General features: G+C 68.2%; 16 protein-coding genes. 7 read left to right on the top strand and 9 right to left on the bottom strand.

Annotated features, from left to right (window positions below; translation table 11 throughout):
- Positions 1-28: 28 nt before the first annotated feature.
- On the top strand, positions 29-796 hold the full coding sequence (locus ABT313_RS26025; RefSeq protein WP_350858996.1) for an alpha/beta fold hydrolase: 768 nt from the start codon (positions 29-31) through the stop codon (positions 794-796).
- Here the strand turns inward: ABT313_RS26025 and ABT313_RS26020 are convergent.
- Positions 783-1,160 (bottom strand): DUF427 domain-containing protein, encoded by a 378-nt coding sequence (locus ABT313_RS26020; RefSeq protein ID WP_350858993.1) that lies wholly within the window; start codon positions 1,158-1,160, stop codon positions 783-785. The two genes, ABT313_RS26025 and ABT313_RS26020, sit on opposite strands and share 14 nt — an antisense overlap.
- 55 nt (positions 1,161-1,215) lie before the next feature.
- Here ABT313_RS26020 and ABT313_RS26015 point away from each other — a divergent pair, with 55 nt between their 5' ends.
- Both ABT313_RS26015 and dmpI read left to right on the top strand, forming a co-directional pair.
- Entirely contained in the window at positions 1,216-2,088 is an 873-nt protein-coding gene (locus ABT313_RS26015; RefSeq protein ID WP_350858990.1) for a LysR family transcriptional regulator, read from the top strand.
- 45 nt (positions 2,089-2,133) lie between these two features.
- The gene (dmpI, locus tag ABT313_RS26010; RefSeq protein ID WP_350860205.1) at positions 2,134-2,355 is read left to right on the top strand and encodes a 4-oxalocrotonate tautomerase DmpI; all 222 of its coding nucleotides are present in this window, start codon (positions 2,134-2,136) and stop codon (positions 2,353-2,355) included.
- A gap of 26 nt (positions 2,356-2,381) precedes the next feature.
- On the opposite strand, the gene ABT313_RS26005 is transcribed toward dmpI, so the two are convergent.
- The 3 genes from ABT313_RS26005 to ABT313_RS25995 are packed head-to-tail and all read right to left on the bottom strand — an operon-like array spanning position 2,382 to position 5,076.
- The gene (locus tag ABT313_RS26005) at positions 2,382-3,158 is read right to left on the bottom strand and encodes a metallophosphoesterase (protein WP_350858987.1); all 777 of its coding nucleotides are present in this window, start codon (positions 3,156-3,158) and stop codon (positions 2,382-2,384) included.
- A gap of 19 nt (positions 3,159-3,177) precedes the next feature.
- The gene (locus ABT313_RS26000) at positions 3,178-4,413 is read right to left on the bottom strand and encodes an Nramp family divalent metal transporter (RefSeq protein WP_350858984.1); all 1,236 of its coding nucleotides are present in this window, start codon (positions 4,411-4,413) and stop codon (positions 3,178-3,180) included.
- Between the two features lie 60 nt (positions 4,414-4,473).
- Entirely contained in the window at positions 4,474-5,076 is a 603-nt protein-coding gene (locus ABT313_RS25995) for an SIMPL domain-containing protein (protein ID WP_350858982.1), read from the bottom strand.
- Between the two features lie 63 nt (positions 5,077-5,139).
- Here ABT313_RS25995 and ABT313_RS25990 point away from each other — a divergent pair, with 63 nt between their 5' ends.
- Positions 5,140-5,949, top strand: coding sequence for a DUF6454 family protein (locus ABT313_RS25990; protein WP_350858980.1), 810 nt, complete (start codon positions 5,140-5,142; stop codon positions 5,947-5,949).
- A 4-nt stretch (positions 5,950-5,953) separates the two neighbouring features.
- On the opposite strand, the gene ABT313_RS25985 is transcribed toward ABT313_RS25990, so the two are convergent.
- Positions 5,954-7,411, bottom strand: a complete 1,458-nt coding sequence (locus tag ABT313_RS25985) for a restriction endonuclease (protein WP_350858977.1) — start codon at positions 7,409-7,411, stop codon at positions 5,954-5,956.
- 224 nt (positions 7,412-7,635) lie between these two features.
- Here ABT313_RS25985 and ABT313_RS25980 point away from each other — a divergent pair, with 224 nt between their 5' ends.
- Positions 7,636-9,258: an AMP-binding protein gene (locus ABT313_RS25980; protein ID WP_350858974.1), complete on the top strand. Its 1,623-nt coding sequence runs from the start codon at positions 7,636-7,638 to the stop codon at positions 9,256-9,258.
- Here ABT313_RS25980 and ABT313_RS25975 read toward each other — a convergent pair.
- Positions 9,194-10,345, bottom strand: coding sequence for an MFS transporter (locus ABT313_RS25975; RefSeq protein ID WP_350858973.1), 1,152 nt, complete (start codon positions 10,343-10,345; stop codon positions 9,194-9,196). The genes ABT313_RS25980 and ABT313_RS25975 overlap by 65 nt on opposite strands.
- A gap of 50 nt (positions 10,346-10,395) precedes the next feature.
- On the opposite strand from ABT313_RS25975, the gene ABT313_RS25970 reads away from it, so the two are divergent.
- Positions 10,396-10,818, top strand: a complete 423-nt coding sequence (locus ABT313_RS25970; RefSeq protein WP_350858972.1) for a winged helix-turn-helix transcriptional regulator — start codon at positions 10,396-10,398, stop codon at positions 10,816-10,818.
- Here the strand turns inward: ABT313_RS25970 and ABT313_RS25965 are convergent.
- Positions 10,815-11,693, bottom strand: a complete 879-nt coding sequence (locus ABT313_RS25965) for a LysR family transcriptional regulator (protein WP_350858970.1) — start codon at positions 11,691-11,693, stop codon at positions 10,815-10,817. The two genes, ABT313_RS25970 and ABT313_RS25965, sit on opposite strands and share 4 nt — an antisense overlap.
- A gap of 88 nt (positions 11,694-11,781) precedes the next feature.
- On the opposite strand from ABT313_RS25965, the gene ABT313_RS25960 reads away from it, so the two are divergent.
- Positions 11,782-12,939 carry an MFS transporter gene (locus ABT313_RS25960; protein ID WP_350858966.1) on the top strand — a complete coding sequence of 386 codons (1,158 nt, stop codon included), beginning with the start codon at positions 11,782-11,784 and terminating at the stop codon, positions 12,937-12,939.
- On the opposite strand, the gene ABT313_RS25955 is transcribed toward ABT313_RS25960, so the two are convergent.
- Together ABT313_RS25955 and ABT313_RS25950 are read right to left on the bottom strand one after the other, a co-directional pair.
- Positions 12,913-13,860 carry a R2-like ligand-binding oxidase gene (locus ABT313_RS25955; RefSeq protein WP_350858963.1) on the bottom strand — a complete coding sequence of 316 codons (948 nt, stop codon included), beginning with the start codon at positions 13,858-13,860 and terminating at the stop codon, positions 12,913-12,915. The two genes, ABT313_RS25960 and ABT313_RS25955, sit on opposite strands and share 27 nt — an antisense overlap.
- On the bottom strand, positions 13,857-14,450 hold the full coding sequence (locus tag ABT313_RS25950) for a TetR/AcrR family transcriptional regulator (RefSeq protein ID WP_350858960.1): 594 nt from the start codon (positions 14,448-14,450) through the stop codon (positions 13,857-13,859). Before ABT313_RS25950 ends, ABT313_RS25955 begins: the two co-directional genes overlap by 4 nt.
- Positions 14,451-14,502 lie beyond the last annotated feature (52 nt).

Below are 14,502 nucleotides of genomic sequence, written 5' to 3'. Positions count from 1 at the left end.
TGCGTCGACACCACCTGGGAGGACAAGCATGGAGACAGTGACGTCTGCGGACGGTACGACGATCGCCTATGACCGGCTGGGCAGTGGGCACCCGCTGGTCCTGGTCGGGGGAGCGCTGTGCGACCGGCACTCGTTCCGGCCGCTGGCCGACGTACTGGCTAGCGACTTCGACGTGGTCACCTACGACCGCCGCGGTCGCGGTGACTCCGGGAACGGTACGCCGTACGCCGTGCAGCGCGAGGTGGACGACATCGCCGCGCTGGTGACAGCCCTCGGCGGTACGGCGGCCATCTACGGCCACTCGTCCGGTGCAGGGCTCACGGCGATCGCGGCGAGTACCGGGCTGCCGTTCACGCACGTGATGCTGCACGAGCCGCCGTACGGGCCGGACGACGTCGATCCGTCCGACGACGGCGAGCAGGTGCTCGAGCTGATCCGCGACGGGCAGAACCGGGAGGCGGTCGAGCTGTTCCTGATGATGGCGGGCATGCCCAAGCCCGAGGCTCTCGAGTACGCACCGGGCGTCGCGGACCGCGCGCCCACGCTCGCCTACGACTTCGCGGTGATGGAACACGGCCTCGCCGGCACCGGTACTCCGGTCGAGCTGCTGCGCTCGATCAAGCCGGAGACGCTGGTCCTCGCCGGGACCGCGTCAGCGCCGTTCATGGTCGACGCCGCGCACCGGATCATGACGATCCTGCCCGCGGCCGAACTCGTCGAACTCGCGGGCCACCACCACGTCGTACCGCCGGAGCAGCTCGCCCCGGTGCTTGCCGGCTTCGTCAGTCGGCGATGATCTCGATCGACACCTTGTCGGGGTAGAAGGCGACGTGCTCGCGGATGTCCGCGACCGCGTCGTACGGCTGCTCGTACGTCCAGACCGCGTTCACCCCGTCGGCGCCGGCGGGGACGACGCTGTAGTAGGCCGCGGCACCCTTGTACGGGCAGTACGACGCGTGGTCGGTCCGCTCGAGCTGGGTGAGGTCCACGTCCTTGCGTGGGATGTACTGCACCGCGGGATAGCTGGCCTCCTGCAGCGACAGCGCGTCGCGGGTGTCCGCGATCACCAGGTCGCCAACCTTCACGACCACACGGTCCGGGTTCTTCCCGACGGTGATCGGGTGGTCCGGGCCAGGAATCTTCACAGTCTTGTCCGCCATACCTGCTGACAACCCCGGTCGCCGCGGGGTCATTCCCGGGTAGATCATGTTCAGCGTGGAGCTCCGGCAGATCCAGTACTTCGTGACCGTGGCCGAGGTGCTGAACTTCGGCCGCGCCGCCGAACAACTCGGGATCGGCCAACCCGGCGTGAGCCAGCAGATCGCCCGCCTCGAACGGGAGCTCGACGTACTCCTGTTCGACCGCTCTGCCCGCGCCATCCGCCTCACCGAAGCCGGCCAGCGCTTCCTCCCGGCCGCACGCGCGGTCCTGGCCGCTGTGGAGACCGCCCGCGCCGCAGCAACCGGGGCCCCGGGCCGGACTCTCCGGCTCGGCACCAGCACAGGACTAGGAGAGCGGCTGGAGACCGTGGTGGCGGAGCTCTCGGCCCAAGGCCTGCACGTAGACCTGGTCAGCACCTCGACCCGCGCCAGGCTCGACCGGGTCCGCAGTGGCCAGCTGGCCGCCGCCTTCGTCCGCGGTCTCGACGAAGCAGCCGGTCTGGAGTTCGTACCGGTCTGGGAAGACGCTCTGCTGATCGCGCTGCCTGCCGCGACCGCACCGCCGAGTGAGGTCGACCTGACCGACCTGCGCAACCTCCCACTCCGCATCACCCAGCGCCGGACCAATCCGCCGCTGGTCGACCTCGTCATGTCGGCCTGCGCTGCTGCCGGGTTCGAGCCCGTGCTCGGCCCTCGCTCCAGCAGCCTCCAGGACACCCACGCCGCGATCGGCGCCGGTGCCCCGAGCTGGACGGTGATCTACGAGTCCCACGCCCGCCTGCTCCGCGAAGGCCGAGTGGTGTTCCGGCGGCCACGCCCGCGACTCGCCCTCACCACGAGCCTCGCGGTCCCGGCCGGTACGACGGTCAACGGCGACCTCGCCGTACTGCTGGAGGCCTGTCGCAAGGCGTCCGATCAGTTCGAGTGATAACTGCACATCGGATGTGCGTCTCGTTCCCGGCGGCAATGACGACTGGAATGGGCTCACAACCCACCAGAGAGAGGCAATCCGATGCCCATCGTCACCGTTCTGCAAGGCCCGCGGACCCCGGAGCTCAAGCGCGAACTCGTCCAGAAGGTCACCGACGCCTTCGTCGACAGCCTCGGCGTCCCGGCCGAGAGCGTCCAGGTCTGGATCCAGGAGACGCCGCCGGACAGCTGGGCCGTCGGCGGCACACTCACCGCCGACAAATAGCCGCCCCCGTCGGCTCTGTGGTCAGCTCACTCCGCGGTGAGCTCTTCCAGCTCGACGACCAGGCACGGCCCGCCGTCGAACGCGCCGCCGTCGATGCCGAGCGCCAGCCCGTCGGCGTACAGCAGCGGCTCGGTCAGGTACTGCGGGTCGATGCCGAGCTGGTCGGCCACGATGCTGTGGCCGTGAACGATCCGGTGACCGCCCAGGTGCTGCAGCATGATCCGGGCGATCTCCGGACCGCCGTCACCGCGGAACGCGTACCGGGACGTCATCCGGCGCCAGATCTCCCACCACACCTCGATGTCGTCGGAGTGCAGCTCGCGGCCGGCCGCGGCGTTGATCGCGTCGATGGAGTCGCCCCACTCGACGTACTCCGACGTGTCGGAGTGCATCAGCAGGTGACCGGCGTCGACGGCGAGCATCGGCCGGTCGAGCAACCAGGCCGTCTCGTCGTCGGTGAGCAGCTCCTGGTCGCGGTCCTGCCCGCCGTTCAACGCCCAGGAACGCTCGAAGCTGCGCAGGGTGAGGCCGTCGTGCGGTACGAACGTGTCGCCGAACTTCCGCATCCCGAGCGCGAGGATCTCGTGGTTGCCGAGCAGCATCTCGATCGCGCCGTCGGGCGCCTGATCGATCAGTTTGCGGACATAGCGCAGTACGCCGATGCCGTCCGGGCCGCGGTCGAAGAAGTCGCCCAGGAACCACAACCGGGCGTCCACGCCGGCCCAGTTGCCGTCGGCATCGGTGAGGCCGGCGTCCTGCAGGGCGGCGGTCAGTTTCTCCAGGTGGCCGTGGATGTCGCTCACGGCGAACACCCGGGTCACGTCATCCCCGAATGGTCAGCACGATCAGGACGACGTTGAGGGCCGTGACGGCGGTCGCTACCAGGCATGCCGCGAGAGTAGTCGCCCAGCGGTTGACAAGGTCGCCCATGACGCGCCGGGATGCGGTCAATCTCACCAACGGCCACAGCGCACACGGGATGCCGAAGCTCAGCACCACCTGTGAAACCACGAGCGCCCGGCTCGGGTCGATGCCGATCGCGAGGACCAGCAGGGCCGGGATCAGCGTGATCAGGCGACGGGCCGCCAGCGGGACGTGCCGCCGCCAGAAACCGTCCAGGATCACGGAGCCGGCGTACGTCCCGACCGAGGAGGAGGCGAAACCGCTGGCCAGCAGGGCGAGCGCGAACAGCAGGGCAGGGAGCTGGCCGAGGCGGTCGCCGATCGCGATGTGGGCCGCGTCGAGCGAGTCGGCGCCGGTGCCCTTCAAGGCGGCCGCGGCCAGGACGACCATCGCCAGGTTCACCGCGCCGGCCAGCGCCATCGCGATCGCGACGTCGAGGCGGGTGGCACGCAGGACGCGGGATTTGCCTTCCTGGGAGCGGATGCTCTTCCAGTGGCGGTCGGTGACGAGCGCGCCGTGCAGCCAGATCGCATGCGGCATCACGGTCGCGCCGAGCATGCCGGCCGCGAGCACGAGCGACTGCGTCCCGTCGAGGCGGGGCACGAGGCCGCCGACCACGCCGGACGCGGACGGGTCCGACTTCGCCGTCGACACTACGAAGCCGATCAGTACGACGGCGAGCAGGCCGATGATCGCTGCCTCGAACGGGCGTTGACCGCGCTTCGACTGGTAGATCAGCAAGGCGAACGAGACGCCGCCGGTGATCGCTCCGCCGAGCAGCAGTGGGATCCCGAACAGCAGGTTCAGCGCGATCGCACCGCCGACGACCTCGGCCAGGTCGGTCGCGATCGCGACCACCTCGGCCTGCGCCCACAGCCCGGTCGACGTCGACCGGCGGAAGTGGTCACGGCACAGCTGCGGCAGGGTCCGCCCGGTCGCGATGCTCGCCTTGGCGGCGAGATACTGCACCAGGACGGCCATCAGGTTGGCGCCGACGACCACCCAGCACAGCAGGTAACCGTACGTAGCGCCGGCCGCGATGTTGGTGGCGAAGTTGCCCGGGTCGACGTACGCAACTGCCGCAACGAAGGCCGGTCCGAGCAGTAACAGCCCGGACCGACTCAGTTGCCGCCGCAGCGGTGCCGGTGCGTACATGAGAGAAGTCTCTACGAAGGCACCGACAACGCAACCCTTGTTCTGCTTTTGAGACGCGCATTACGCCCAGGCGAAGTGAACTTCCAGCGTGACCTCGACGCTGCTGTCGCCCGGTACGACGTTGATCGCGGAGTCGAGGGCCGCCTTGCTGGCGTTGTAGGCCCGGTGGATCGGGAAGTGGCCCTGGTTCTCCGCGATCGCGGAGACCGAACCGAGTGAGAAGCCGGCTAGTCCGGCCAGGTGCTCGGCCTTCGCGCGCGCCTGCTGGAAAGCGAGTTCCCTGGCCTGCGTCAGGAGCTCGGACTTGTCCTCGATGTCGAACTGAATTCCGTTCAGGGTCAGGTTGTTGCCTGCAGCATCCACTGCCGCGTTCAGCAGCGCGCCGAACCCGCCCAGGTCCTTCGACTCGACCTGGATCGTGTGCGACGCCTGGTACCCGACATCGGCGCCAGGCTCCCGGTAGTGCTGGAACACGTTCACCGTACTCGTGCCCAGCCGCGACTCCTCGACCCCGTGTGCACGCAGAGCCGCGATCACCAGGTCCGTCCGCTCACCGACGCGGGCGACCGCCGCCGCGACATCCGGCCCGAAATGCTCAACCCCGAACGTGGCCCGCAAGACATCCGGCGCACCGCTGACCCGCCCGGACCCGACGACAGTCACCCCTGTATCCATAACTGCCAGTCTGCATTACCTGGATGTCATCTGGGCGTCGCACACTTCACCATGGACTCTGACCTGGTGCGTGCATTCCTCGCCGTCGACCGCAGTACTGCGTGGACGCTGGTGGAGCGGGTGCCGTTGAATTTCCCGACGTACCACCCGCAGGGGTTCGCGCTGGTGGGGGAGCTGATCTTCATGTCCAGCGTGGAAGTGCTGGAGGACACGGGGATCGGGCACCTGTTCGCCATGGATCGGCAGGGGAACCTGAAAGAGGACATCCGGCTCGGCGAGGGTACGGCGTACCACCCTGGCGGCTTGGACTTCGACGGGAAGGACCTGTGGGTGCCGGTCGCGGAGTACCGGCCGGACTCGCGGGCGATCGTCTACACGGTCGACCCGACGTCGTACGACGTGACCGAGCGTTTCCGGGTGGCCGACCACGTAGGCGGAGTGGTGCGCGACCGGACGACAGGTCACGTGCACGGGATCAGCTGGGGCTCACGCACGCTGTACAGCTGGACTCCGACCGGTGAGCAGCTCAGCAAGGTCCCCAACGAGTCACACTTCCTCGACTACCAGGACTGCAGCTACGTCGCCCACGGCAAGCAGCTGTGCGGTGGCGTGACCACGCTGCCCGGCCCGAACAACACGTCGTACGACCTAGGCGGCCTGGCCCTCCGGGACCTCCACACGAACCACATCCTCCACGAGATCCCGTTCCCCTACTTCTCCCCAACCACCAACCACAACGCCACCCGCAACCCGGTAGCCCTAGAACTAACCCCCACCACCCTCCGCCTCCACACCGCCCCCGACGACGGCAACCCGCCTACCGGCACCGAACTCCAGATCTACGAAACCCCACTCAAGTGACGCGTCAGCTGGCTCTGGGGATTATTCGGGCGGGGATGTTGTGGAGGTGGCAGAGGGAGAGGAGGGCGGTGCCGTCTATTAGTTGGAGGGGTTTGCCGTTGGCGAACTGGTAGCTGGTGGGGCCGAAGCCGGAGGTGGTGATGAGGATGCCTTTGGTGGCGCCGGCGTCTACTACGGTGCCGAACAGGTCGCGGACGGCGGACGGAGGGACGGTGCGGGTCCAGAGCTTGGCCTGTACGACGAACTTGCCGCCGGTGATCGGCCTGGGGTCGTAGGCGACGCAGTCGATGCCGCCGTCGGTGCCGCGGCGGAACAGGCGGGTCTCCAGGCCCATGCGGGTGAGCAGGTTGTGGACCAGGTGCTCGAAGGACTCGGGGCTGAGGTCCAGCAGGTTCGGGCGGACGTCGATCTCGCTGATCACGTCGACCGCCTCGATGGTGCGTGGATCGGCCAGGTCGAACTCGAGCACCGGCTCCACCGGCTGCAGCTCCTCCGGGTGCCGTGAGACCTCCGCGGCGAAGTAGTGCCGGACGCAGGCGACAGGATCGAGCTGGTCGAGCACCAGTGCCTCGAACTGCTCCCGCGTTGCCCGCAAGGTGATGAGGCATGGCCGCACGGTCTGCCCGGTCGTGAGGTCCACCGACTCGACCATCCCGTTGAACACGACCGTGTCGACCACGCCGTACCTGTCACTGCCGAAGACCAAGTGCAACGCTCGCAGGGCCAGCTGCGCCACCAGCTGCTGGTAGAGCCGCCGCAGCTCGAGAGGATCGCGCGGTACGGCGAGCACCGTGTCGAGAGCACGGTCATAGCGGTACGACGCCTCGGCCGGCACCACGCTGACGTCGGGGAGGTCCCACTCGACCGCGAGCAGGGTCGACTCGGGCACGTACCTGACCTTGCGCCGGCGTGGGAAGTCCAGCGGCTCCGGGAACCGGTCCAGCGCCTTGGTGAAGTAGCGGGTGACGGCTGCTCGCCCGCGGTTCTCGACCGCGCGCTGGTACGCGTCGATCCGCGCATGCTGTTCCGCGGTCGTCTCGTCGAGCCGGCGCTGGTGCTCGACCTGCTCCCGCAGGGCCTTGGCGACCCGCTCGCGACGGGTCTCCTCCGACGCCCGGTGCCGTTCGATCGCCTCCGCGAACCGGTCCTCCGCGTCGGCGAGGCGGCGCGCGTACCGGCGCTGGGCGCCCCACCAGCGGAACGGCGGGTGGGGCACGAACGCATCCCAGACCGGTCCGGGATGCGCTGCGAGATCGGCCGGCGAGACGGTCGGCGGGGCTCGGCGGGGAGCGCGTTTGAGAGTTTGCAGATCGGTGCCGTTGACATCGACCGCGAGCGCGTCGGCCAGGATGGTTTCCAGGAGCTGGACGCGTTCCTGTACCGCAGCGGTACGTTGGGCCGCCTCGGCGGTTCGCCCGGGCGGACGGTCGCTGCGGGCGTGACCTTCCATCGATCGGTCCATCGCCTCACACCTCTCAGCACCAATGTAACGGTCCAACCACGCTCCGCGACCAAAATGACGGAGAGTTGGTAAGGACATTGCTTGCCGTCCACCCCCTGTTTCCTGCCGCACGTGCACGTTCCCGTGTGTCACGTTGAGGGAAGGAAAGAGGAGGGGAAGGGGAGGCCCCTGTTTCCGTGGCATGTGCACTTGCAGGGGGTTCTGGGCGAGGTGACGATAAAAGGATGAGCCTTTCGTCGTACGCGTCCGGGGTGTCTGAGGTTCCGTTGCTGGGTGAAACGATCGGCGCCAATCTGCGGCGAACGATCAGTGAGTACGGCGATCGCGAGGCCCTGGTGGAGGTCCAGACCGGTAGACGCTGGACGTACGACGAGTTCGGCGCGGAGGTCGAACTGGTCGCACGCGGCCTGCTGGCGCGGGGGATCGCGAAGGGCGACCGGGTCGGTATCTGGGCGCCGAACCAGGCGGAGTGGACGATCACGCAGTACGCGACCGCGTTGATGGGCGCGATCCTGGTGAACATCAACCCGGCGTACCGGACCCACGAGCTGGCCTATGCCTTGAACCAGTCCGGCGTCCGGCTGCTCGTCTCGGCGACCGAGTTCAAGACCAGCAACTACCGCGAGATGGTCGAGGAGGTCCGGCCGAAGTGCCCGGCGCTCGAGGAGACGATCTACCTCGGCACCGGCGACTGGGACGCGCTCCGCGACGACGCGAGCCGGATCACCCTCGACGCGCTCCACGCTCGCGAGGCCGAGCTGTCGTTCGACGATCCGATCAACATCCAGTACACCAGCGGTACGACGGGATTCCCGAAGGGCGCGACCCTCAGCCACCACAACATCCTCAACAACGGCTTCTTCGTCACCGAGACGATCGCGTTCACCGCCGACGACCGGCTCTGCATCCCGGTGCCCTTCTACCACTGCTTCGGCATGGTGATGGGCAATCTGGGCTGCACCACTCACGGCGCCTGCATGGTGATCCCCGGCCCGGCGTTCGATCCGGCCGCGACCTTGAAGGCCGTGCAGGACGAGCGCTGCACGGGGCTGTACGGCGTACCGACGATGTTCATCGCGGAGCTCGGGCTGCCGGACTTCGCGGAATACGACCTGACCAGCCTGCGTACGGGCGTGATGGCCGGATCGCCGTGTCCGGTCGAGGTGATGAAGCGCTGTGTCGCGGACATGCATATGGCCGAGGTCGCGATCTGCTACGGCATGACCGAGACGTCGCCGGTGTCCACGCAGACCCGGCGCGACGACGACCTCGACCGCCGTACGTCGACGGTCGGCCGCGTCATGCCCCATGTCGAGGTCAAGCTCGTCGACCCGGCCACCGGTCTCGTCGTACCGCGGAACGAGCCGGGGGAGCTGTGCACCCGCGGGTACTCCGTGATGCTCGGCTACTGGGACGAGCCGGAGAAGACCGCGGAGGCGATCGACCAGGCCCGTTGGATGCACACCGGCGATCTCGCGACGATGCGCGAGGACGGCTACGTGAACATCGTCGGCCGGATCAAGGACATGGTCATCCGCGGCGGCGAGAACGTCTACCCGCGCGAGATCGAGGAGTTCCTGTACACCCACCCGTCGATCGCCGACGTCCAGATCATTGGCGTCCCCGACGAACGGTACGGCGAGGAACTCTGCGCCTGGATCAAACTCAAGCCCGGCGCCGACCCCCTCGACGCCGACGCGGTGAAGACCTTTGCCACCGGCAAGCTCGCGCATTTCAAGATCCCGAAGTATGTCCTGCTCGTCGACGACTTCCCGATGACCGTCACCGGCAAGATTCGCAAGGTCGAGATGCGCGAGCGCTCCGTCGAGATCCTCGGACTGACGTGATCAGGCTGCCGGCTCCGAAGGCCGCGCCGAGCAGACAGACGGCGCTCCAGCCGCCCCGTTCGTAGAGCGCGGTCGACGCGATCGCGCCCACCCCGCTGCCCAGCGAGTAGAACACCATGTACCCGCCGATCAGCCGGCTCCCGAGCTCCGGCCGATAGATCATGCTCTGGTTCGTCACGTGAATGGCCTGTACGGCGAGGTCGAGCAGCACCGCGCCGATCGCCAACCCCACCAGTAGGTGTGCCGTCGCCAGCCAGCTCGTTGCCAGCAGCACCGAGGCGACCAGGAGAACCAGTTGCCCACGGCCCCGATCGGCCAGCCGACCGGCCGGACCGGCGGCGAGCGCACCGGCCGCGCCGATCAGACCGAACGCGCCGATCTCCGTGTGCGACAACGATCGCGATGTCAGCGGCAGCGCGATCGAGCTCCACAGCGTGCTGAACGAGCCGAAGATGAAGAAGGCGCGGATCGCGCTCTCTCGGAACGACCGCTCGCTCCACAAATTGACCGTTGAGCGGAGTAATGCGCCGTACGTCAGACGCGACGAGGGGCGCTGGTAAGTGCCGTTCAGACAGACTGTGATCACCAGGCACGCGACACACGCCATCAAATAGACGGCTCGCCAACCCACGAGGTCGGTGACGATGCCGGAGACCGTGCGGGCGAGCAGGATGCCCAGCACGATCCCGCTGGTGATCGCGCCGACCGTGCGGCCGCGTTCGGCCGGTGCGCTGAGTGAAGCGCCGTACGCGACCAGGGACTGGGTGACGACGGCGAGTGCGCCGACCGCGGCGAGGCCGACCAGCAGCATCGCGGCGTTCCGGGCGAGACCGGTCAGCAACAGAGCGGTTGCCAGCAGCATGAACTGCAGGCGGATCAGCCGGCGACGGTCGAGCAGATCGCCCAACGGGACAAGGAAGAACAGGCCGGCGGCGTACCCGAGTTGGGTGACGGTGACGAACACTCCGACCGTTCCCGGAGCGATCCCGAGATCGGTGCCCATCGTCACGAGCAGCGGCTGGGCGAAGTACACGGTCGCGACCGCCACGCCGGCCGCGGCGGCAAGGAACAGCCTGCTTGGTTGCATGTTGCTACCGTAGGAGAAGTTGGTAGCATGTTGCAACCAGGAGGTGGACGGTGGTCAAACGGACCCGGTTCGACGAGGAGAGCTGCCCGGTCGCGCGCTCGGTGGACGCGGTCGGCGACTGGTGGTCGCTGCTGATCGTGCGGGACGCGTTCGACGGCAGCCGGCGGTTCGGCGAGTTCCAGCGCAGTCTCGGTGTGGCCAAGAACATCCTCAGCGCCCGCCTGCGCGCGCTGGTCGAGAACGGGATCCTCGAACAGGTTCCGGCCGGCTATGCGCTGACTGCCAAGGGCGAGGCGCTGTTCCCGGTGATCGTTGCCCTGCGCCAGTGGGGCGAGGCCTTCGCCTTCGCCCCCAGCGAGCCCCACTCCGAACTTCTCGACCGCCGCAACCACAAGCCGCTGAAACCGCTCGAGGTCCACGCCGCCGACGGCCGCCTCCTCGCCCCGGCCGACACCGAGGTCCACAAGATTTAACCCTTGAGGTGTTCGGCGAAGGCCTTGACCGATGAGGTGTCTTCGCCGCGGCGCCAGATGAGGGCGAGGGCGGAGTCCGGGATGCCGGTGAGCGGGACCGTGGCGATGCCGGCGCGGTCGTTGAGGGCGGCGGTGGGCCGGCAGATGATCATGCCGCCACGGTTGGCGGCGATCAGCGACAGGCCCTCCTGAAGGGTCTTGACGTCCGGCCCGCGGTGGATCAGCGCTCCGCCGGGTGTCTGCGTCGGCGCCTGGGCCTGGCGCCAGTAGCCGGGTGCCGGTCCGGCGAACGCGATCAGGGTCTCGCCGGCAAGGTCCTCGGCGTCGATCGAGGCGCGGCCGGCGAGCCGGTGCTGCGTGCACACCGCGAGGGTCTGCGGCTGGCGGGAGAAGATCGGGCCGACCACGAGGTCGTCCTCCGCGACCGGCAGCAGGACGACGGCGGCGTCGAGCGCACCGCGGCGGAGCGCGCTGAACGGATCGTTCAGCGGGATCTCGCAGACGTCGATCAAGCAGTTCGGGTTGCGCGACTGGAAGGCCCCGACCGCGCTCAGGATCTCGTCGTTCGCCGTGCCCTGGAAGCCGATCCGCAGCTTGCCCTTGGTGGCGGCGGCGTACTCGCGGGCCCCGTCGACGACCCGCTCCAGGGCGGCGTACGCCGGGCGCAGCGAGGTCAGGAACTCCTTGCCGAGCGGCGTCAGCGCGACCCGGCGGCTCGTGCGCTCGAACAGTGGGCCGCCGATCCGGCGCTCCAGCGACTGGAGCAGCTGGCTGACGCGACTCTGCGACAGGTAGAGGCGTTCCGCCGTACGGCCGAAGTGGAGCTCGTCCGCGAGCACCAGGAAGCACTCCAGTTCACGGATCTCGACGGCCATGGTTCCACCTTCATCGATTAGCTCAGCTAATACAAGCATCACCAGATCGCCGTTGTTCCACCCCCGTTGCAGGCCGCTCACTGGAGGTATGACGACGATCTGCGTGGACGAAGTGGACACCCGGGGCTGGACTGCGCCCGTGGTCATGTCGGCGACGGTGTTCACCGTGGTGACGGCCGAGATGCTTCCCGTGGGCCTGCTCACTCCGATCGGCGGATCACTTCACGTGTCGGAAGGCACCGCAGGTCTGGCGCTCACCACGACCGGCGTGGTCTCCGCGTTGGCCGCGCCCGTCCTGCCGCTGGTCCTGGGCAAGCTGGACCGCCGGGCAGTTCTCGGCGGACTGATGGTGCTGCTCGCATTCGCAGCCTTCGTCGCCGCCATCGCACCGGTCTATTGGGTATTCATCGCAGCGCGCGTCTTGATGGGCATCTCGATCGGCGGCGTCTGGCTGCTGACGATCGGCCTCGCGCGTCGCGTCGTACCCGAACATGCGGCCGGACCCGCAACGAGCCTGATCTTCAGTGGCATCGGAATCGCCTCTGTGCTTGGGATTCCGGCCGGTGCGTACGTCGGTCAGCTGGTCGGCTGGCGCTGGGCGTTCGCCGGTGTCGGACTGCTGTCCCTGGTGCTGGCTGTCGCCCTGACCACCCAGCTCCCGTCCCTCGCACCCGAGACGGCTGTGCGATGGGCCGACGTGCGAGAAGTCCTGCAGATCAGGGACATTCGCGTCGGTCTGGTCCTCGTCGCGTTGATCGTGACCGGCCACTTCGCGGCGTACACCTATGTCCGTCCGCTCCTCGAGCCGCACACCGGTCCGGCGCTGATCGGTACCTTGCTGCTCGCGTACGGCGTTGCCGGTGTCGTCGGCAACTTCCTCACCGGCGCCCTCCGCCCGGCCCGCGCCCTCGCGGTCATCACCTCGGGCATCGCGCTCGCGACCCTCGCGATGCCCGTCCTCGGCACCACCGTCGCCGGATCCCTTGTTCTATTGATGATCTGGGGCCTCGCGTACGGCGGAACGAGCGTCAGCACGCAAGCCTGGGGGCACGCCGCGGCGCCCCATGCCCCCGAATCCGCGTCCGCCGTATTGGTTGCCGTCTACAACGGATCGATCGCACTGGGCGCCGTCACCGGCGGCCAGGTCGTCGACCACCTCGGTACGACGACGGTCACCTGGCTCCCCGCAGTACTCGCGACCGCAGCCTTGATCGTCCTGCTAGCGAACCGCCGCCAGCGCGGCTGAGTCCTCGTCGCCGAAGTCGTCCTCGAGCTTCTCAGGGGAGTAGTCGAGGTCGATCCCGGCCACGTCCGCGCCGACGGCCGACTCGATCGCGCCGAGTCGACGCGTCGCGCGGTCGCCGGCATACGTCATCAGCGCGGTCGGGTTGATCTCCGGCGGGAGTGCGGCGGTGTTGTCCATCGCCCACTGGATCTGCGTCAGCGCGTGGGGGAGGAGCTCCTCCATCGTGTCGGTGACGACCTTCCAGTTCCCCTCGTCCGCGGCGACGTGCCGGCGGCAGGTGAACGTGCCCCACGCCATGTGCCGGCGCTCGTCGTCGCCGATCCGGCGGATCAGCTCCTGCATGCCGGGCAGTACGCCGCGTGCCGTGCAGAGCAGGTTCCATGCGTGGTAGCCGGTGAGGGCCAGCGTCCCTTCCACCACGTGGTTGTAGGTGACGGAGGCGCGGACCTGGTTGGCCGGTGACGGGTCGTCGGCCAGCGACTTCAGCGCGACCGGCAGGGCCTCGTAGAAGATCGCGCGGTACCCGGGGTTGTTCTCGACGTAGTGGTGCAGGTCATCGGTGACGCCGACCGCGTCCAGCCAGAGCCGGAAGACCGCGGTGTGCTTGGCCTCCTCGAAACAGAACTGGGTCAGGTACATCTCGTCGCCGAACCGGCCCTCGGCAGCCATCGCCTGCAGGAACGGCTGCAGGTCCTCGGTCACCGCCTCCTCGCCCGCGATGAACTGCGAGCAGAGCATCAACGCGTTGTCCTTGTCGTCCGTGCTCAGCTCCTGCCAGTCCTTCGCGTCCTGGCTGAAGTCGATGTCACGGGGGTTCCAGAACTTGCGGTTGCCCTTGTCGAACAGGCGCAACGGCAGGGCGTCCCAGTTCAGGCCGCCGGCTTTCAGCGTGGTGAAGCCTTGCCTGTGCAGGTCGTTCATACGTGCAGCCTCCGAGACTCGGACAAGAAGGGTGAGAGGACGCGAGCCAGCTGATCGGCCACCGCCGCCGGGGGAGGGCCCGGCGTGACGATGTGGCTGATGACGACGCGCAAGGCGACGTCCACGCAGCTGGTCGCGTCCTCTGCGGGAACCTCCGGCCAGTGCTCCCTGACGTGGGCACCCAGCCGGAGGTGGGCCAGTTCGAGAACCTGCTGCCCCCGTGTGGTCAGCAGCTGACTGGCCTGGTCGGATCCGGGCTGGCTGAGCGCCGCCTTGATCAGCGGGTTCTCCCCGGCCAGGGTGAGCGCCCGGTCGACCGCGGCCCGCAGGCCGTCGATCGGGTCGGACTGCTCGGCGATCGCCGTGTTCACATCCAGCAGAAAGCGCTCGGTCTCACGGGCCGCGACCGCTTCCAGTAGACCCCACTTGTCGCCGAACTCGTTGTAGACGGTCTGCCGCGAGACCCCGGTCCGGCGAGCCACCTCGGCCATCCGGAGCCCGTCGTACCCACCGGCGACGACCGCCTCCTGGGCCGCGTCGAGCAGCTCGTCACGCAGCCGGCGTTTGGTCCGATCGGCAAACGAGGTCATGACATCGATGGTTTACAAAACGTCCTCAGATGTCAAGTGCACGGACAGGGTG

The sequence above is a fragment of the Kribbella sp. NPDC000426 genome (genome assembly GCF_040300265.1).
In the GTDB taxonomy this organism is placed as follows: Bacteria; Actinomycetota; Actinomycetes; order Propionibacteriales; family Kribbellaceae; genus Kribbella.
The sequence above is the reverse complement of the archived record's forward strand: the minus strand, read 5'-3'. Positions and strand labels throughout refer to the sequence as shown.

Excerpts from the sequence above, each read along its gene's own strand:
- ABT313_RS26025 (WP_350858996.1), top strand. The coding sequence starts at position 29 with ATGGAGACAGTGACGTCTGCGGACGGTACGACGATCGCCTATGACCGG.
- ABT313_RS25985 (WP_350858977.1), bottom strand. The coding sequence starts at position 7,411 with ATGGACCGATCGATGGAAGGTCACGCCCGCAGCGACCGTCCGCCCGGG.
- ABT313_RS25965 (WP_350858970.1), bottom strand. The coding sequence starts at position 11,693 with ATGGCCGTCGAGATCCGTGAACTGGAGTGCTTCCTGGTGCTCGCGGAC.
- ABT313_RS25980 (WP_350858974.1), top strand. The coding sequence starts at position 7,636 with ATGAGCCTTTCGTCGTACGCGTCCGGGGTGTCTGAGGTTCCGTTGCTG.
- ABT313_RS25950 (WP_350858960.1), bottom strand. The coding sequence starts at position 14,450 with ATGACCTCGTTTGCCGATCGGACCAAACGCCGGCTGCGTGACGAGCTG.
- ABT313_RS25955 (WP_350858963.1), bottom strand. The coding sequence starts at position 13,860 with ATGAACGACCTGCACAGGCAAGGCTTCACCACGCTGAAAGCCGGCGGC.
- ABT313_RS25975 (WP_350858973.1), bottom strand. The coding sequence starts at position 10,345 with ATGCAACCAAGCAGGCTGTTCCTTGCCGCCGCGGCCGGCGTGGCGGTC.
- ABT313_RS25990 (WP_350858980.1), top strand. The coding sequence starts at position 5,140 with ATGGACTCTGACCTGGTGCGTGCATTCCTCGCCGTCGACCGCAGTACT.
- ABT313_RS25960 (WP_350858966.1), top strand. The coding sequence starts at position 11,782 with ATGACGACGATCTGCGTGGACGAAGTGGACACCCGGGGCTGGACTGCG.
- ABT313_RS26020 (WP_350858993.1), bottom strand. The coding sequence starts at position 1,160 with ATGGCGGACAAGACTGTGAAGATTCCTGGCCCGGACCACCCGATCACC.
- ABT313_RS26000 (WP_350858984.1), bottom strand. The coding sequence starts at position 4,413 with ATGTACGCACCGGCACCGCTGCGGCGGCAACTGAGTCGGTCCGGGCTG.